Source organism: Embleya sp. NPDC127516 (genome assembly GCF_044765325.1).
Classification (GTDB): Bacteria; Actinomycetota; Actinomycetes; order Streptomycetales; family Streptomycetaceae; genus Embleya.
On the sequence record NZ_JBIWJT010000032.1, the window covers coordinates 67,733 to 85,695 of the forward strand.

Below are 17,963 nucleotides of genomic sequence, written 5' to 3' on the forward strand. Positions count from 1 at the left end.
CCGGCCGAACGATAGGTAAGGTTCCTTGACGAGGTCAATGGATGGCGAAAACATGTTCTCGCACGGCGACGCCTTCGGCCTCCGCCACGGTCCGCCGCCATCCGTCATCGTCCATCGCCTCCGAGGGGAAGCCGCAGATGTCGTACGACCTGCCCGCCGCGCTGCACCGCCCGGTATTCGTCCCCGATCTGCTCCTGCACGCGCTGACCAGGCATGCCGACAAGCCGGCCGTCTACCTGACCGACCGACCGGCGGGCGAGGATGTCTTGACGGCGCGTCAGGTCCGCGACGAGATCAGCCGCTACCAGCAGGCGTACGCGTCGCAGGGTGTGGTCAAGGGCACCATGGTCTCGGTGCTGTCCGCGAACCGGCCCGAGGTGTTGTTCGCGACCGGCTGCAACATGCTGACCGGCTGTCGCGCGACGCCGCTGCACCCGATGGGTTCGCTGGAGGACCACGCGTACGTGCTGGCCGACGCCGGTGTCGAGGCGCTGATCTACGACCCGGGACCGTACGGCGAGCGGGCCGCAGCGCTGAAGCAGCGGCTGCCGCACCTGAAGCTGCTCGCCTTCGGGCCGGCCACGGACGGGCTCGGGGTCGATCTGCTCGCGCTGGCCGCCAAGTTCGAGCCGGGTTCGATCACGCCGCCGCAGGTGAGCGCCGAGGACGTCTCGGGCTACGCGTACACCGGCGGCACGACGGGGCGGCCCAAGGGCGTGATGTCCACGTACCGCTCCGGGGTGACCCTGCCGACCATCCAACTCGCCGAGTGGGACTGGCCGGACGAGGTGCGCTTCCTGGTCGCGACGCCGCTGTCGCACGCGGGCATGTCGGCGTTCATCCCGACGCTGTTGCGCGGCGGCTCGATCGTGGTGTTGCCGCACTTCGATCCCAAGCAGGTGCTCGCGGCGATCGAGAAGTACCGGATCACCGCGACGATGCTGGTGCCGACCATGCTGTATGTGCTGCTGGACCACCCCGACCTGGACAAGCACGACCTGTCCAGCCTGGAGACGGTGTTCTACGGTGCCTCGGCGATGTCGCCGGCGCGGCTCAAGGAGGGCATCGAACGGCTGGGGCCGATCTTCTTCCAGTACTACGGTCAGGCCGAGTGCCCGATGACGATCACCGTGCTGCGCCGGGACGAGCACGACCCGAACGACCCGGCGCGACTCGCCTCGTGCGGTCGGCCGGTCCCGTACCTGACGGTGCGGCTGCTCGACGACGACCTGAACGAGGTGGCCCAGGGCGAGCCGGGCGAGATCTGCGTCCGCGGGCCGCTGGTGATGGCGGGCTACCTGAACAAGCCCGAGCAGACCGAAGAGGCGCTGCGCGGCGGCTGGTTGCACACCGGGGACATCGCGCGGGCGGACGCGGACGGCTTCCTGACCATCGTGGACCGCAAGAAGGACATGATCATCACCGGCGGCTTCAACGTCTTCCCGCGCGAGGTCGAGGACGTGATCTCGGCGCATCCGGCGGTGGCCGCGGTCGCGGTGGTCGGTGTGCCGGACGACAAGTGGGGCGAGGCGGTCAAGGCGGTCGTGGTGCTCCGGCCGGGCGTGGAGGTGGATCCGGCGGAGCTGATCGCGCTGGTGAAGGAACGCAAGGGCGCGGTGCAGGCACCCAAGTCGATCGACTTCACCGATGCGATTCCGCTGTCGCCGCTGGGCAAGCCGGACAAGAAGACGCTGCGGGCGCGGTATTGGGGAGAGGGCGGGCGGCAGGTGAACTGAGTCGGGGCGTGGTCGCGGGGCCTTCCGGAGTGTGGCGCGGGTCGCGTGTGTTGCGCATCTCGCGCGGGTTGCGCGGGTCGCGCGTTCCGGCGGAAGGCCCCGCTGGGCGTCGGGTCCGGTCGTGAGCCCGGCCACGGACTACTTCGCGTTCGCGCTCACGCGCTCGGTGAGGAAGTCCTCCCAGGTGCGGGTGCCGACCGTGCCGCCTTCCAGGGTCAGGTTCTCGCCGGCGCGGTACGCCCGACCGGCCTTTCCCGGGAAGCGCACCGGCATCATCGGCCGACGCCGGCCGCGTGCCTGCAGGTAGCTGCGGCTCAGCTCGCGCATCCCGTACACCTTCGGGCCGGCCAGGTCCCGCACCAGACCTGCCGGCTCGCCGAGCGTCAACTCGACCAGCCGCTGGGCCACGTCGCGCGGGTCGACCGGTTGGAGCCGGACCCCGCCCGGCACCGGCACCACCGGCAGCTTGGTCATCTTGTCCACGGCGGTCAGCATCAGGTCGTGGAACTGGGCGGCGCGCAGCGTGGTCCACGGCAGACCCGACTCGGCCACCGCCTGCTCGGCGCCGAGCTTGGCCTTGAAGTAGCCGAGCGGGACGCGGTCGGCGCCGATCACCGAGATGTAGACGAGGTGCCGTACGTCGGCGTCCTTCGCGGCCCGGACCAGATTGCGGGTGGCCTCGTCGTCACCCTTGGGGCCGCCGGCCAGGTGCAACACGGTGTCCGTGCCGGCCACCGCCGCTTCGACGCCCTTGTTCTCGAGCAGGTCGGCGGTCACGTACTCGACGCCTTCCGCGGCCGGACCACCGCCGGTGCGGCTGAGCACCCGGATCCGGTGGCCCGCGTCCCGCAGCAGCGGGACGACCAGGCGGCCCAGCGTGCCCGTACCACCGGTGACCAGAATCGACTTCGTCATGACAGCTCCCGTTGTGCGGACCGGGCTTCGGTTCCCGGTCTGGGTGGGGCCCCGATGGGCTCCTGCTTCCATGACGGAGGGGGTGGAGAAAGTGTGACGGGGTGATCGGGGTCGGGTTTTACGGTGGGTCTCGGACGGGCGCACGGGCGGGTTCGGCGGAAGACGACGGAGCGGGGCGGCAGTGTTTCCCAGTGGTTTCGAGCCGGAGCGGGTCACCCGTTTGACCAGACTGTTGGACGAGTGTCGGGCGGCGATGGCCGCCGGGACGGGGATGGACGAGGTGCAGCGCGTTCTGGCCGCGCGGGGTCTCGAGCCGATCGACGCGATCTTGCTGACCCGGCTACTGCTCGGGGCCGGGCCGGACGATCTCGGGCGGGCGAAGTGGATCGTCTTGGACAGCGATTCCAGACGGCGCGAACGCGAGATCCATCGGGAGTTCACGGAGTCCGTGTATCAGGCGCTGGAAGCTCTCGCCGAGGGGACGCGGCGGCCGGGTAGACGGGAGACGGGACTGTCCACAGGCTGTGCATGAAACCTGGGGATCAGTGCGCTCGGGTGCGCGGAGGCCGATTCCTCCAACTTGCCGGGATCCAGCCGAGTCCGGGCACAGGGCCAGTGGTGGTCTGTGACGCGGCGTCCGGCGCCACAGTGGCGCTGCTGGACGGGGCGGCGTCTGCTTCGGCGCATGTGGAACCCGGGCCCGGATGGGCTGACCTGTGGATGCCTGGGTGCCTGTCATCGGCCGATGAGCACTGTGATGATCACCGGTGTGGGCGACACGGGGGCGGCGGCCGGCGACGGGCCTCAAAGAGGGGGGTCGGGTTCGGCGGGTTGTCCTTGCCGGGCGGTCGCAGGGCACGGTGGGTGCCGTGGCGGTGGGCATCGGTGATGCGCCGGGAGCGCCATGGACCGAACCACCGCCGTGGGCAGGGCACGGTGTGGCGGGGCGCCGGATCGGCGCCCCGCCCAGCCGCTACCAGCGCCGGTGCGACGAATCCCGGTGTGGGCAAGGGACGCGCAGTCGTCCGACGACGACTCCGCGTCGGCCCCGGCACACCGAGGCCGCCGGTCTCCGCTCGGGTCCGGCCAGCGCCGGATCCTGTCGCAGGATCGCGGCCTGGAGTTCGCGCAGCCGAGGCCCCGGATCCAGGCCCAACTCCTCCGCGCACAACCGCCTACCGGCCTCCAAGACCGCCAGCGCCTCCGCCTGTCGGCCCGATCGGTACAGCGCCAGGGCCAGTTGCGCCCTCGGCCGCTCGCGCAGCGGATACTCCCGGACCAACACCATCAGGTCGCCGATCACCGACGCGTGCGCGCCGAGCGCGAGTCGGCACTCGGCCGCCTCCTCCGACAGGCCCGCGCGCTCCTCGGCCAGCCGCGCCCGTTCGGCCTGGGCCACCTCGTGATCGACCAACTCGGCGAACGGGTCACCCGACCACAACGCCACCGCCGCACCGAAGAGTTCGTCGGCCCGGCCGTACGCCCCCGCCGCACTCGCGGCACGCGCCGCCTCGGCCAGCCGACGCCACCGGCCGGTGTCCAGCCCCCCGACCGGCACCTCCAGGGCGTAGGAGTCATCGCGCGTAGTCAATATCCGAAAGGGCGCCCGCCGCCCCGGTTCCAACACCCGGCGCAGGCCGGAAAGATACGCGTGCAACGTGGATCGCGCGCCGGGCGGCGGGCGCCCGTTCCACAGCTCCTCGGCCAGCCGGTCCATCGGCACCGCCACTCCGGGCCGCAGCAACAACAGGGTCAACAACTCCCGTTGCCGCCTCGGCCCGATGTTCAACTCGCTCCCGTCGGGGCCCAAAACGCGGGTCGGCCCCAACACGTGGAAGGACAAGCCCCCCGATTCATCGTTGCGCGGTGGCTCCCCAACCTGCCCGCGCGACGGAATCCCCCTCGTCATATGGAAAGTGACGAAACCTCAGGACATCGGGTTCCGTTCTCGCGCCGAGACGAGGGACCCTCAGGCTCTTTACGGCCCGCCCGGGTTCGGCGGCCGGCTCGAAGGAACGCGTTGCCCGACCGATCTCGCCACGATCCGGATGAGTCCTCGGGTGGCCGGCCGCCGCCCGGCTCCGCCGCTTCACCCGGCTCTGTCGCCCCACCGAACGCGGTCGCCCCACCGCACGCCGTCAGCCCGCCCCCACCGGTCGGCCACCCGCGTTGTCGGTGCCATCCCGTAGTCTGCCGGACCCGGCCGCGTCCCCTCCCCACCCGCACCTACGCGGTCCGGTCCGATCCGGACACCCGCCGTGGTCCGCCATCGAAGAGCCGAAGAGCTACGGAGCCGCATGATCAACGACATCGTCATCACCGGCGCGCGCGAAAACAACCTCAAGGACGTCTCGCTGCGCATCCCGAAGAACCGGATCGTCGTCTTCACCGGTCCGTCCGGATCCGGCAAGTCCTCGATCGTCTTCGACACCGTCGCCGTCGAGTCGAAGCGGCAACTCAACGAGACCTTCTCGGCGTTCGAGCGCAAGTTCCTGCCCCGCTACGAGCGCCCGCACGCCGACGCGATCGAGAACGTGTCCCCGGCCATCGTGGTGGACCAGAAGCCGATCGGGTCCAACTCGCGCTCGACGGTCGGCACGATGACCGACATCAACCCGCTCCTGCGGGTGCTGTTCTCCCGCGTCGCCGAGCCCTCGGCCGGCACGCCCGGAATGTACTCGTTCAACGACCCCGGCGGCATGTGCACCACATGCGACGGCATCGGTCGGACCGTACGGGCCGACTACACCCGCCTGCTGGATCGGTCCAAGTCGATCAACGACGGCGCGTTCCTGCTCGGCCTGCTGGCCGTCGGGCTCTACCAGGCATCCGGCCTGTTCGACAACGACAAGCCGATCGCCGACTACACCGACGCCGAGTTCGCGCTGCTCACCCGAGGCGACCCGGATCGGGTGATCAAGTTCAAGTGGGTCACCCCGGACGGCACGGCCAACGTGACCTTCGAGGGCCTGTACACCCGCTTCGACCGGCTCTACCTCAACCGCGACACGTCCTCGCTCAGCGCCAAGACCCGTGAGACGGTGGAGACCTACCTGACCGAGGGGCCGTGCCCGGACTGCGCCGGCGCCCGCCTGAACCCGGCCGTACTCGCCGCGCGCATCCACGGACTCAATATCGCCGACTACTGCGCGCTCGAAGTGGGCGAACTGATCGAGGTGTTGGCCCGGATCGAGGACCCGATCGGCGGCCCGGTCGCCGCGGCGGCCTCCGCGGCGCTGCGGCGGATCGTCGACATCGGCCTGTCCTACCTCAGCCTGGACCGGGAGACCTCGACGTTGTCCGGCGGCGAGGGGCAGCGGCTCAAGATGGTCCGCCACCTGGGCTCCAGCCTCACCGGCATGACCTACATCTTCGACGAGCCCAGCGTCGGCCTGCACCCGCGCGACGTGCACCGCCTGAACGAACTCCTGGTCGCACTGCGGGACAAGGGCAACAGCGTGCTGGTCGTCGAGCACGACCCGGACGTGATCGCGGTCGCCGACCATGTGATCGACATGGGCCCGCACGCCGGGTCGCACGGCGGCGAACTGGTCTTCGCGGGCACGGTCAAGGAACTGATCGAGTCGGACACGCTCACCGGCCGCTTCCTGAACCGGGGCACGGTGGTCAAGACCGACTACCGCAGCCCCACCGGGCACATCCCGGTGCGCGGCGCGGATCTGCACAACCTCAAGCACGTCGACGTGGACATCCCCACCGGCGTACTGACCGTGTTCACCGGCGTCGCGGGCTCCGGCAAGAGCACCCTGGTGTCCGAGGTGTTCACCGCCGCGCACCCCGGCACGATCGTCATCGACCAGGCCGCGATCGCGGCCAACTCCCGCTCCACTCCCGCCAGTCACATCGGGATCATGGACCCGATCCGGGCCCTGTTCGCGAAGGCGAGCGGGGAGAAGCCGGGCCTGTTCAGCTTCAATTCGGCGGGCGCCTGCCAGGCCTGCCAGGGACGCGGGTCGGTCACCGTGGAGATGGCTTTCATGGACCCGGTGACCACGATCTGCGAGCGCTGCGAAGGCCGCCGCTTCGACGACAAGGTGCTGGAGTACCCGCTGCGCGGCAAGTCGATCATCGACGTGCTGGCGCTCACCGTCGAGGACGCGCACGAGTTCTTCACCGAGAAGCGGATCCGGCCCCACCTGGCCGCGCTCGTCGAGGTCGGCCTGGGCTACGTCACGCTGGGCCAGCCGCTCAGCACGCTCTCCGGCGGCGAGCGGCAACGGCTCAAGCTGGCAGGCGAGTTGCACAAGACCGGCAGTGTCTATGTGCTGGACGAGCCGACCACGGGCCTGCACATGTCCGACGTGGACACCGTGATCGCGCTGTTGGACCGGCTGGTGGACGGCGGCAACACGCTCCTGGTGATCGAGCACAACCTGGACGTGGTCGGCCGCGCGGACTGGGTGATCGACCTGGGCCCGGACGGCGGCAAGCACGGCGGCACGGTGGTCTTCGAGGGCACCCCCGAACAACTCCTGCTCGCCGAACACTCGTTGACCGGCGAATTCCTCCGCCGCAACCTCGACCGGAACGCAACCGACCGGTAGCCGGAAGCCGTACCCTCCGGCCCCGGCCCCGGTCGCCTGCCCGCCCGCCCTACCGTCGGTCGCTGAAGCGGATGTCCAGGCTGCGCAGGTAGGTCTGCAGCCCCGCGTCCTGGATCGGGATCAGGTGCGCGGGGCTGCCGGACTCGTTGTGGTGGGCGTGCCACTTGCCGGGCGGCGTGACGAACGCGCCGCCCGGCTCCCAGTCCACCCGCTGCGGGTCGAGGATCTCGCCGCGCTCGTCCAACCGGTCGCCGAGCAGCGTGAAGCAGCCCGGCTCGCAGTCCAGAATCAGGTCCAGGGCAACCGACTGGTGCCGGTGCGGGCGCTGGATCTGGTCCACCGGGAGCAGGCCGAACATCGCCCACAGGGTGTGCGTGACGGTCAGCGTCTGGTCCTGGTCGATCGTGTTCAGGAGCACGCTGACCCGGTTCTTGGCGTTGGCACCGGGCGCCTCGGCGATCCGGGTGAGTTCCTCGACCGCGCGATGCCGGGAGAACTTGGTCGGCCGGAACCGGGCCCGGTTCGGGGTGACGCCGAGATAGCGCAGCAATGGCTCGTCGTGCACCCAATAGAGCACCGCGTCCTGTGCGGCGTGATGGGTGATCTCGCCCAGGTCCGGCAGGACCAGGAAGTCGCCCTTCTCCCACTCCACCGCCTGCCCGCCGACCAGCGACATGCCCCGGCCGTACATCACGTAGTAGAGCTGCGACGTCGCGTTCGGCCGCACCGCGAGTCGGTCGCCCGCGTTGATCCGGACGAAGTTGGCCAGCAGCGCCGGGCTGGTCGCCGGACCGCCCGCGATCCGCATCGGCTCGGCCAAGTCGAGCGGGACCACCCGGGTCTCGCCGCCGGTGTGCAACTCGGCCGGAAAGCGCTCCACCGGAACGGGCGTCGTGTAGCCGGCGCCGATCGGATTGGCCGCCTTCGTGTACTCCCAGTAGACCGCGTCCTCGGACCACGCGGCGGCGGTCGCGGCAAGCGGTCCCTCGAAGCCGAAGCGGGCCACGTCGACCAGGGGCGGCGCGGCCGCGGTGGGATCGAAGAGCGCGGCCGCCGGCCCTCCGGTCGGGTTTCGATCCGCCGCCGCCTGCGACTGCACAGTCATCCGAAATCCCTTCACGAGCGACTCCCCCGGTCCTGCCATGGTGCCACCGGCCGATTGCCGTGGACTGCGGCAGGAATCACATCCGCAGCGCGGCACGATGAACACCCGCCCGCGCGGTACGGCTCCCGCCTGCCCGGACAAAAGCCCGCCGGCCCGTCGGCCGACTGCGCGAAGGCCTGCTCCGCCTCGGCCACCGCCGTTTCCGCGATCGCGCACCTGGCGCCGGCCGAGCAGGTGGACGCGGTACGTGCGTTCGTCACCGGCGGGGATGTCGTGTTCGCCGGCGCCGCGGGGTTGATGGTGCTCGCGTTGTTGTGCGCGCTGCGCATGCCGGATCCACGACCGGCGGTCGAGGACGCTTCGCCGGCGCCGGCGAATTCCGGCCGGGTCGAGCCCGCCCGGGTCGGTTGAAGCTTGTCCCGCGAGACCGTACCCGCCCGATCGCGCGCCGCCTGTCCACCGTTCGATGGACAGGCCGCGTCCGTCGTTCGTACGTCCCGGCGCCCACCCCGCACCCGAGATCGTCGAGCCATGACGATTCAGCGAACGGACCCGGCCCGAGGGCGCGGCGAAGCGGCGATCACGGTGCGGGGGTTGCGCCGGAGCTATCGCGGGCGACCGGCGGTGGACGGGCTCGATCTGGACGTGCGCACAGGCGAGATCCTCGCGCTGCTCGGCCCGAACGGCGCGGGCAAGACCACCACGACCGAGATCCTGGAGGGCCACCGCGCGCGCGACGCGGGCGAGGTCGACGTCCTGGGCTGTGATCCGGCGAGCGCGGGCGTGCGCTGGCGGGCCCGGATCGGCATCGTGCTCCAGGAGTCGGCGGACGTCTCCGGGCTGACCGTGCGGGAGAGCGTGCGGCACTTCGCGTGCTACTACCCGAGGCCGCGCGATGTCGACGAGCTGATCGAGGCGGTCGGGCTGACCGACCGGCGGGACACCCGCGCGGGTGCCCTCTCCGGCGGTCAACGACGCCGGCTCGACGTCGCGCTGGGCATCGTGGGCCGACCCGAGCTGCTGTTCCTGGACGAGCCGACCACCGGGTTCGATCCGCAGGCGCGTCGCCGGTTCTGGTCGCTGATCGCGAGCCTGCGCGACGCCGGCACGACGATCCTGCTGACCACGCACTACCTGGACGAGGCGGAGCACCTCGCGGACCGGGTCGCGGTGATCCGGGACGGCCGGATCGTGGATGTGGACTCGCCCGAGCGGCTCGGCGGCCGGCATCTGGCCCGCGCGGTGCTGCGCTGGCGCGACGCGGAGGGCACGCACACGGTGGAAAGCGCCGAACCGACCGCCGACGTGGCCCGGCTGGCCGCGCGCTACGGCGGCGAGGTACCGGAGCTGACCGTCACCCGCCCCTCGCTCGAGGACGTCTACCTCGACCTGATCGGAGCCGCGTGATGTCGATGTCGGCGATCGTTGTGGAGCGCTCCCGTCTGGAGCTCAGGCAGTTCGCCCGGCAGCGCGAACAGATGGCGGTGACCTTCGGGATGCCGGTCCTGCTACTGGTGCTGCTGGGCGTCATCGGCGGCGGCACCGTGGAGGGCACGAACGTATCCGAGAGCCGACTGCACGCGGCCGGGATGATCGCGGTCGGCATCGTCTCGGCCGGCTTCCAGGGGCTGGCGCTCTCGGTCGCCGCCGAGCGACACGACGGCACGCTCAAGCGCTTGCGCGGGACGCCTATGCCGCCGGCGGCCTATCTGCTCGGCAAGATCGTCCAGGTGTTCCTGGTCAGCCTGACCCAGGTCGCGGTGCTGCTCGTGGTCGGCGTCTCGTGGCTGGATCTGACCCTTCCGCACGACCCCTCGCGGTGGCTGACCTTCGCGTGGGTGTTCGTCCTGGGGGTGACCGTGGCCACGCTGCTCGGGCTCGCGGCGAGCGGGCTGATGCGAAAGGGGGCCAACGGCGCGCTGATCATCCTGCCCTTCACCGCGCTCCAGTTCGTCTCCGGAGTCTTCGTGCCCTTCGACGAGCTGCCCGACGGTGTCCAGCGGTTCGCCGCGCTGTTCCCGCTCAAGTGGCTCACCCAGGGAATGCGCTCGGTGTTCCTGCCCGACGACTTCCGGGCGGTCGAACCGGCCGGCACCTGGGAACCCGGTCGGGTGGCGCTGGTCCTGGCCGCGTGGGGTGTGATCGCCTTGGTCGTGTGGATCCGGACCTTCGAGTGGAGCGGGAACGAACGGTGAACACGGTGAACCCCACGGATGCGACCGGCGGGGCGGGTGCGATCGGTGCGGCGGGCGCGTCGGACAAGCCCGCCTCCGTCCTGCCCGACGAGGAGGAGGCCCTCTTCGGCGGCAAGCTGCTCACCGCCTATCGCTACGCGTACATCGCGCTCGCCGCGATCACCGCCGCCGAGTTCGGCGCGGAGCGCCCGCCGTGGTGCATCGCGGTGCTCGTGGTGCTGCCGGTGTCGTTCTGGGTGATGCTCCCGCCCGGCATCGATCCGACCGGCTGGGACCGGCGCGGCCGGGCCCACCTGGTGCTCGCCTACGCCGGGGTGACCGCGCTCAGCCTGGTCGATCCCGACGGCATCGGGCTGATGTACGTGCTCGTGCCGCTGACCTTCACGTTCATCGACAAAATGCTCCCGGCCATGCTGGCGAGCGTCTACCTCTTCGGGATGAACGGCGCGCTCCAGGCCCGGCAGGCGCACTGGGAGCACGGCAGGGTGGTCGGCATCCTGGTCGAGATGGCGATCGTGCTCGCGTTCAGCTATCTGATGGCCCGGCTGATCAACTGGCTCGCCGACAAGGTGCAGGAGCGCGGCCGGTTGTTGCGCGAGTTGGAGGCGACCCGGGCCGAACTGGCCGAGACGCACCACGAGGCGGGCGTGCGGGTCGAGCGCGAGCGCATGGCGCGCGAGATCCACGACACCCTCGCGCAGGGCTTCACCAGCATCCTGATGTTGCTGCAGGCCGCCGGGATCACCGTGGACTCGGACGCCGCCGCCACCCGCAAGCGGTTGGAACTGGCCGAGCGGGTGGCCCGGGACAACCTGGCCGAGGCACGCGCGCTGGTCGCCGCCCAGGGGCCGGCGCAGGGCACGGACCGGGCCGAGCCGATCGCCGACGTGCTCGGTCGTACGGTCGCCGGACTCGGCGAGGAGTTGGACGTGGCCGCGACGTTCACCGTCACCGGCGCCGAGCACGAGCTGTCCTCCACGGTCCAGGTGGTGCTGGTCCGGGTGCTTCAGGAGTCCCTGGCCAACGTCCGCAAGCACGCCGAGGCCGCTTCCGTGGCGGTGGAACTGGCCTATCGTCCGTTCGCCACCCGGCTGACCGTGGTGGACGACGGGCGGGGCTTCGACCCCGGACCGGGAAAGGGGGGATACGGTCTTCCCGGAATGCGGGCGCGGCTCGCACAGGTCGGCGGCGAGGTCGAGGTGGTCTCGGCGCCCGGCCGGGGCACGACCGTACGGGTGGAGGTACCTCGGTGATCCGGCTGCTCATCGCCGACGACCATCCGGTGGTCCGGGAGGGTCTGGCGGGCATGCTCGCGGCCGAGTCCGACTTCGAGGTGGTCGGTTCCGTCGAGGACGGCGCCCAGGCCGTGGACCGGGCCGCCGAACTGCGACCCGACGTGGTGCTGATGGACCTGCGGATGCCCGGCACCGACGGGGTCGCCGCGACCCGGCGTATCGTCCGCGAGTTGCCCGGGGTCCACGTGTTGGTCCTGACCACGTACGACACCGACGCCGACATCGTGCGCGCGGTCGAGGCGGGCGCGACCGGCTATCTACTCAAGGACACCCCTCGGGTGGAGTTGGCCGCCGCCGTCCGGGCCGCCGCGCGGGGTGAGACCGTGCTCGCGCCGCCCGTGGCCGCCAAGCTGGTCACCCGGCTGAAGACGCCGGTCCGCGACCCGCTGAGCCCGCGCGAGACGCAGGTGCTCGGGCTGGTCGCGCGCGGGATGACCAATGCCGAGATCGGGCGGCAGTTGTACATCGGCGAAGCCACGGTCAAGACGCACCTGCTGCGCACGTTCAACAAGCTCGGCGTCGACGACCGCACCGCCGCCGTCACGGTGGCCATGGCGGACGGGCTGCTGCCCGACGCCGGCCGGTGAGCGCGGCCGGCCGAGCGGTCGACTGTCCGGCGGGTACGGCTAGCCGGCGATCAGGCGCGCGTACCGACCCTTGTGGAACATCAGCGGGGCGGTGTCGCGCGGCAGGTCCAGGGTGGTGACCGCGCCGATCACGATCACGTGGTCGCCCCCGGGGAGTTCGTGCGCGATGTCGCACTCGATCCAGGCGACCGCGCCGGCCAGGCGGGGCGCGCCGTTGCCGGCGGGCGTCCAGTCGACGCCCGCGAACTTGTCGCCGCCGCTGCGACCCATCGCGCGGCACACGTCCTGCTGGTCCTCGGCCAGGATGTTGACCACGAACCGGCCGGCCGCGCGGATCCGGGGATAGGTGGTCGAGGTGAGCGCGGGGGCGATCGAGATGTACGCCGGTTCCAGCGACAACGACGTGAACGACTGGCAGGCCATGCCCACGGGGACGTCGTCGTCGATCGCCGTGACCACCGTGACGCCGGTGGCGAAGTGGCCCATGACCTGGCGCATCCGCGCCTGATCGATCCCGGCCGACGGCGTCGTTGCGCTGGACATGGCAGCCCCCAGAGGTCGAAAGCTGGATATGACTAATAGTCATATCCCTGTTTGTGTTCGCCATTGAACGGCGGAACTGACGAACCGTCAATAACCTCGTGCCGACTTCCGCCCCGTGATCACCGCCACCTTGACGGCCCCTTTCGGCGTGTTCGGGAACTTAGGCGTGCCTGCTGCACGTCCGGATCAGTAGCAGTAGCGTCGTCCGCGACGTCATACATCCTCTGGAAGGAAACACCCATGGCCGTGAGCCTGAGCAAGGGCGGAAACGTCTCCCTGACCAAGGAGGCCCCTGGCCTGACCGCGGTCGTCGTCGGCCTCGGCTGGGACCTGCGCACGACCACGGGCGAGGACTTCGACCTCGACGCGAGCGCGATCGTGGTCAACGCGGCCGGCAAGGTCTACTCCGACCAGCACTTCGTGTTCTTCAACAACATGAAGACCCCGGACGGCACCGTCGAGCACACCGGCGACAACCGCACCGGCGAGGGCGAGGGCGACGACGAGCAGATCAAGGTCAACCTCGCGCAACTGCCCGCGGACGTCGACAAGGTCGTCTTCCCGGTCTCGGTCTACGACGCGGACAACCGCAAGCAGTCGTTCGGCCAGGTCCGGAACGCGTTCATCCGCGTGCTGAACGCCGCCGACAACGTCGAACTCGCGCGCTACGACCTTTCCGAGGACGCCTCCACCGAGACCGCGATGCTCTTCGGCGAGCTCTACCGCGCGGGCACCGACTGGAAGTTCCGCGCCCTCGGCCAGGGCTACGCCTCCGGCCTCGCCGGCATCGCCAAGGACTTCGGCGTAAGCGTCTGACCCCACACCCCCGAACGCCGGCCGGCCACCCCGGCCGGCGTTCGCACACCCACCCACCACCACTCAAACCCCAGGCCCGGCCGGCACATGAGGCGAACCAGCCCGGCCGGCGCTTGAGGCCAATCAGCCCCGCCGGCGCTTGAGGCGAACCAGCCCGGCCGGCGCTTGAGGCCAAATAGCCCCGCTGGCGCTTGAGGCCAACTCAGCCCGGCCGGCGCATGAGGCCAACTCAGCCCGGCCAGCGCATGAGGCCAATCAGCCCCGCCGGCGCTTGAGGCGAACCAGCCCGGCCGGCGCTTGAGGCCAAATAGCCCCGCTGGCGCTTGAGGCGAACCAGCCCGGCCGGCGCTTGAGGCCAAGTAGCCGGGCCGACGCATGAGGCCAACTCAGCCCGGCCGGCGCATGAGGCAACCAGCCCCGCCGGCGCTTGAGGCCAAATAGCCCCGCCGGCGCATGAGGCGAACCCGGCTCACTGGGCCCACGTGTACCCGACATAGTTCTCCGCCAGCGAGTCCATCGCCGCCGACGAATCCGCCACATACCGAAGGTGCGCAACCTGCGCCCGCCGATCAAACGCGCTCGCGCCCGAATCGTGGTGCAACAACGTGGTCATCCAGTAGGAGAAGTGCTCCGCCCGCCACACCCGCCGCAGACACGTCTCGCTGTACGCGTCCAACCCCTCCCGCGCCCCGCTCTCGAACCACCGCCCGAACGCGTCCGCCAGCACCCGTACATCCGCCATCGCCAGGTTCAACCCCTTGGCCCCCGTGGGCGGCACGATGTGCGCCGCGTCGCCCGCCAGGAACAGCCGCCCGAAACTCATCGGCTCGGCCACGAAGCTCCGCATCGGCGTGATGCCCCGATCGCTGATCGGCCCCTCGTCGAGCTTCCACCCCGGCAGCGCCAACCGCTCCCGCAGCTCCGCCCAGATCCGCTCGTCCGGCCAGTCGGCGAGGTCCGCGTCCGGGTCCACCTGGAGGTAGAGCCGGCTCACCCGCGCCGACCGCATGCTGTGCAGCGCGAAGCCGCGCTCGCTGTACGCGTAGATCAGGTCGTCGGTGGACGGCGCGACGTCCGCCAGCACACCGAGCCACGCGAACGGGTAGGTCCGCTCGTAGGTCCTGAGCACGTCGGCCGGTATCGCCGGCCGCGAGACCCCGTGGAACCCGTCGCAACCCGCGACGAAGTCGCAGTCGAGGGTCTCCTCGACCCCGTCCCGGACGAACCGGATCCGCGGCGCGTCGCCGTCGATGCCCTCGATCGCGGTCACCGGCGCGTCGAAGTACAGCCGCGCGCCCTCGTCCAACCGCTTGGCGATCAGGTCCTTGACGATCTCGGTCTGCCCGTAGACCGTCACCGACCTGCCACCGGTCCGACTCGGGAAGTCGATGTGCCGGTTCTCGCCGGCGAAGCGCAGGTGTATCCCGTGATGCACGAGCCCCTCGCGCTCCAGCCGATCCGCCGCGCCGGCCTCGCGCAACACGTCGACCGTGGCCTGCTCCAGCATGCCCGCGCGCTGGCGCTGCTCGCAGTACTCCCGATCGCGCGCCTCCAGCAGCACCGAGTCGATCCCGCGGTTGTGCAGCAGTTGCGACAGGAGCAGTCCCGCCGGCCCCGCACCGATGATCGCGACCCGTGTCCGCATCCGCCCGCTCCTCACGCCGCCGTACCGATTCGCCCAGGGTCGCCCATCGCGGACACGCCGGGCGTCCTCGCCTTCCGGTGACCGGAAACCCGCTCCCCCACCGGAGTTTGGTCCCGCCGGACCCGGCAAGGCATGAGATGCCGAGCACGAGCGGAAACCTCCGAAAGATGGAGTTCGTCCGCTGTTCGACCGAAAGGCACGATCCGAGACCCGACCCATCTGGGAGTCCCCGTGAACACGACAGCGACCGTCATCCTGATCGTGGTGATCGTCGTCGTCCTCGCCGCTGCGGCCGTCTTCGCGGGCCGTCCGATGTTGCGGCGCAGGCACCTCAAGGAGCGCTTCGGCCCCGAATACGACCGGGCCGTGGAGCAGTACGGCGACCGGCGCGAGGCCGAGCGCAACCTGGCCGAGCGCGAGCGCCGGCACAGCGAACTCACCCTCAAGCCGTTGGAGCCGGCCGCGCGCGAGCGCTACGCCATCGAATGGACCGCGGTCCAGGAGCGATTCGTCGATACCCCGGACGACGCGGTCCAGGAAGCGGACGAGCTGATCACCCGCCTGATGCGCGATCGGGGCTACCCCACCGGCGCACACGACAAGCGGATGGAACTGCTGTCCGTCGAGCACGGGCACACGCTGGACCACTACCGCAAGGCACACGAGATCGCCCGGCGCAGTGAGGCCGGCGAGGCCCAGACCGAGGATCTGCGACAGGCGATGATCCACCACCGCGCCCTGTTCGACGACCTGCTCGGGCAGGCCTATCAGCCGCGTCACGCCGGCACCACCCCGACCTCGGCCGCGCCCACCGACACGCGCGACGGCGCGCACGACGGGCGCACCGATCAATGGCAGGCCGCTCCGGGTGAGGCGAACGCGCCGCGTCTGGACGTCTCGAAGCCCGACCAGCGCTGATCATCCCGATCTTCGGCTCGGCCGACGCCACGTCGGCCGAGCCGCCCCGAAGGATCCACCCGGGGCGTCCCGATCGGGACGCCCCGAGTAGCGGCGCGACATCCGTCGTACCGGACGAGAGGACCACACCGATGCGCAAGCAGAACTTCCCGAATGGGCCGGGCGCTGCCGGTCCCGGCCGGGACGACGCACCCGTCGTCGAGCGCGACGAACGAGACCGCGCCGCCCGCCAGGCCCGGGTCACCGACGGCCCCGGCCCAAGCGTGGACAGTCCCTCCGAACCACCCGCCCGCGTCCTGCCGCACCAGCAGCACGACCAGGCGGAGCCCTACGGCACCACGGTGCACCCGACGCCTCGTACCGGCCGGGACACCCCGCCCGTGCCGACGAGCCCGCCCGCGTCCGCCGGCTCGCGGACCGCGTCCGACGCCGACCCCGCCAAGCGCCGCACCCGGGGCGATGCGCACGACGACGCCGACGCGGCCATGTTCGACCGGGCCGCCGCCGAGGACCTCAACCACCGGTTCCGCGAGGCGCTCGCCGGGTTCGTGGACAGCCCCTCGGACGCGGTCTCGGACGCGGACGACATCGCGGAGCAGGTCACCAAGCTGGTGACCGACTCGATCCGGACCAGGCGCGCCGAGTTGGAAGAGGCCAAGCGCACGGCCGGTGGGGACACCGAGCAGTTGCGGCTCGCGCTGCACAAGTACCGGACTTTCCTACAGAGCATGTTGAAGCTCTGACCACGTCCACGCGGATCACACCGAGCGGGCTGAGCGGGCGGGGAGTGTCACCCACGGGGGTGGCCATCCCCGCCCGCCCCCATGTCCGCGTCCCCGCCGATGTCCCCGCTCCCGGTCCAGTGTTGCGCCACATCCCGCGACAGCGCCCGCGCCGCGGTCGTCACGCTGGGGATCAGCCGCCGCAGGTCGGCCGTACGGCGTCCGGTCACCAGGGACAGCGCCGCGACCACCGTGTCGTGCCGATCCCGGATCGGCGCCGCCACCGAGTGCGCGCCCACGGTCATCTCGCCCGACGTGGTGGCCACGCCGGTACGCCGGACCTCGGCGAGGCACTCGCGCAGCCGAACCGGATCGGTGATGGTCCGCGCCGTGTGCGCGGCGAGCGGCTCGGCCAATACCCGTTCGCGCAGCCGCCGCGGCCCGTACGCGAGCAGCACCTTGCCGACCCCGGTGGCGTGCAGCGGCAGTTCGGTGCCCACCCGGGTGACGATCGGCATCGACCGGGTGCCGCGCAGCCGTTCCAGGTACAGCGCCTTGCCGTCGCGCAGCACCGCGAGCTGCACGTTCTCGTGCGTGGCCTCGTACAGGTCCTCCATGTGCGGCAACGCGAGATCCCGCAGGTCGGTCGCGGCATGGGCCTGCGTACCGATGTGCCACAGCTTGACCCCGACCCGGTACGTCCCGTCGTCCAGCCGCTCCAGAAACCCCCCGCCGACCAACTCGGCCACCAGCCGATGCCCGGTCGCCAAGGCCAGATCGGCCCGCCGGCACACCTCGGTCAGCGTCAACCGCCCGTCCCCCGCCGCGAACGCCCCGAGAATGGCCATCACCTTGCCGGCCACGGTGACGGGCGTCATCGGCACACCTCCGGGGTCGAGGACTTCTCGTTCGGTCGGGGAC

The 17,963-nt window shown here is 70.9% G+C and carries 17 protein-coding genes; 11 read left to right on the top strand and 6 right to left on the bottom strand.

The window, feature by feature from the left end; genetic code table 11:
• Window positions 1-137: 137 nt before the first annotated feature.
• A complete protein-coding gene (locus tag ACIRL2_RS40950; protein WP_395864242.1) occupies window positions 138-1,736 on the top strand; it encodes an AMP-binding protein in 1,599 nt (532 codons plus the stop codon).
• A 138-nt stretch (window positions 1,737-1,874) separates the two neighbouring features.
• Here the strand turns inward: ACIRL2_RS40950 and ACIRL2_RS40955 are convergent, their stop codons facing one another.
• A complete protein-coding gene (locus ACIRL2_RS40955; protein ID WP_395864243.1) occupies window positions 1,875-2,651 on the bottom strand; it encodes an SDR family oxidoreductase in 777 nt (258 codons plus the stop codon).
• 271 nt (window positions 2,652-2,922) lie between these two features.
• On the opposite strand from ACIRL2_RS40955, the gene ACIRL2_RS40960 reads away from it, so the two are divergent.
• On the top strand, window positions 2,923-3,183 hold the full coding sequence (locus ACIRL2_RS40960) for a hypothetical protein (protein WP_395864245.1): 261 nt from the start codon (window positions 2,923-2,925) through the stop codon (window positions 3,181-3,183).
• A gap of 441 nt (window positions 3,184-3,624) precedes the next feature.
• On the opposite strand, the gene ACIRL2_RS40965 is transcribed toward ACIRL2_RS40960, so the two are convergent.
• Window positions 3,625-4,494: a BTAD domain-containing putative transcriptional regulator gene (locus ACIRL2_RS40965; protein WP_395864246.1), complete on the bottom strand. Its 870-nt coding sequence runs from the start codon at window positions 4,492-4,494 to the stop codon at window positions 3,625-3,627.
• A 454-nt stretch (window positions 4,495-4,948) separates the two neighbouring features.
• On the opposite strand from ACIRL2_RS40965, the gene ACIRL2_RS40970 reads away from it, so the two are divergent.
• The gene (locus ACIRL2_RS40970) at window positions 4,949-7,216 is read left to right on the top strand and encodes an ATP-binding cassette domain-containing protein (protein WP_402239264.1); all 2,268 of its coding nucleotides are present in this window, start codon (window positions 4,949-4,951) and stop codon (window positions 7,214-7,216) included.
• Between the two features lie 49 nt (window positions 7,217-7,265).
• Here the strand turns inward: ACIRL2_RS40970 and ACIRL2_RS40975 are convergent, their stop codons facing one another.
• Window positions 7,266-8,321 (bottom strand): cupin, encoded by a 1,056-nt coding sequence (locus tag ACIRL2_RS40975; RefSeq protein ID WP_402239266.1) that lies wholly within the window; start codon window positions 8,319-8,321, stop codon window positions 7,266-7,268.
• Between the two features lie 54 nt (window positions 8,322-8,375).
• Between ACIRL2_RS40975 and ACIRL2_RS40980 the strand changes: the two genes are divergently transcribed.
• The 5 genes from ACIRL2_RS40980 (at window position 8,376) to ACIRL2_RS41000 (ending at window position 12,398) form a co-directional block, all read left to right on the top strand.
• Window positions 8,376-8,732: a hypothetical protein gene (locus ACIRL2_RS40980; protein ID WP_402239269.1), complete on the top strand. Its 357-nt coding sequence runs from the start codon at window positions 8,376-8,378 to the stop codon at window positions 8,730-8,732.
• Window positions 8,733-8,852: 120 nt separating this feature from the next.
• Window positions 8,853-9,728 carry an ABC transporter ATP-binding protein gene (locus ACIRL2_RS40985; protein WP_402239270.1) on the top strand — a complete coding sequence of 292 codons (876 nt, stop codon included), beginning with the start codon at window positions 8,853-8,855 and terminating at the stop codon, window positions 9,726-9,728.
• A gap of 5 nt (window positions 9,729-9,733) precedes the next feature.
• The gene (locus tag ACIRL2_RS40990) at window positions 9,734-10,516 is read left to right on the top strand and encodes an ABC transporter permease (RefSeq protein WP_395864256.1); all 783 of its coding nucleotides are present in this window, start codon (window positions 9,734-9,736) and stop codon (window positions 10,514-10,516) included.
• Between the two features lie 5 nt (window positions 10,517-10,521).
• Entirely contained in the window at window positions 10,522-11,769 is a 1,248-nt protein-coding gene (locus ACIRL2_RS40995) for a sensor histidine kinase (protein WP_395864258.1), read from the top strand.
• On the top strand, window positions 11,766-12,398 hold the full coding sequence (locus ACIRL2_RS41000; RefSeq protein ID WP_395864260.1) for a response regulator: 633 nt from the start codon (window positions 11,766-11,768) through the stop codon (window positions 12,396-12,398). Before ACIRL2_RS40995 ends, ACIRL2_RS41000 begins: the two co-directional genes overlap by 4 nt.
• Window positions 12,399-12,437: 39 nt before the next feature.
• On the opposite strand, the gene ACIRL2_RS41005 is transcribed toward ACIRL2_RS41000, so the two are convergent.
• Window positions 12,438-12,941, bottom strand: coding sequence for a flavin reductase family protein (locus ACIRL2_RS41005; RefSeq protein ID WP_395864262.1), 504 nt, complete (start codon window positions 12,939-12,941; stop codon window positions 12,438-12,440).
• 240 nt (window positions 12,942-13,181) lie between these two features.
• Between ACIRL2_RS41005 and ACIRL2_RS41010 the strand changes: the two genes are divergently transcribed.
• A complete protein-coding gene (locus ACIRL2_RS41010) occupies window positions 13,182-13,757 on the top strand; it encodes a TerD family protein (RefSeq protein WP_395864264.1) in 576 nt (191 codons plus the stop codon).
• A gap of 469 nt (window positions 13,758-14,226) precedes the next feature.
• Here the strand turns inward: ACIRL2_RS41010 and ACIRL2_RS41015 are convergent, their stop codons facing one another.
• Complete coding sequence (locus tag ACIRL2_RS41015; protein WP_395864266.1) at window positions 14,227-15,402, bottom strand: 4-hydroxybenzoate 3-monooxygenase; 1,176 nt, start codon at window positions 15,400-15,402, stop codon at window positions 14,227-14,229.
• Window positions 15,403-15,633: 231 nt separating this feature from the next.
• On the opposite strand from ACIRL2_RS41015, the gene ACIRL2_RS41020 reads away from it, so the two are divergent.
• Both ACIRL2_RS41020 and ACIRL2_RS41025 read left to right on the top strand, forming a co-directional pair.
• Entirely contained in the window at window positions 15,634-16,320 is a 687-nt protein-coding gene (locus ACIRL2_RS41020) for a hypothetical protein (RefSeq protein WP_395864268.1), read from the top strand.
• Between the two features lie 131 nt (window positions 16,321-16,451).
• Window positions 16,452-17,063, top strand: a complete 612-nt coding sequence (locus tag ACIRL2_RS41025; protein ID WP_395864269.1) for a hypothetical protein — start codon at window positions 16,452-16,454, stop codon at window positions 17,061-17,063.
• Between the two features lie 47 nt (window positions 17,064-17,110).
• Here the strand turns inward: ACIRL2_RS41025 and ACIRL2_RS41030 are convergent, their stop codons facing one another.
• A complete protein-coding gene (locus ACIRL2_RS41030) occupies window positions 17,111-17,920 on the bottom strand; it encodes an IclR family transcriptional regulator (RefSeq protein ID WP_402239277.1) in 810 nt (269 codons plus the stop codon).
• Between the last annotated feature and the right edge of the window lie 43 nt (window positions 17,921-17,963).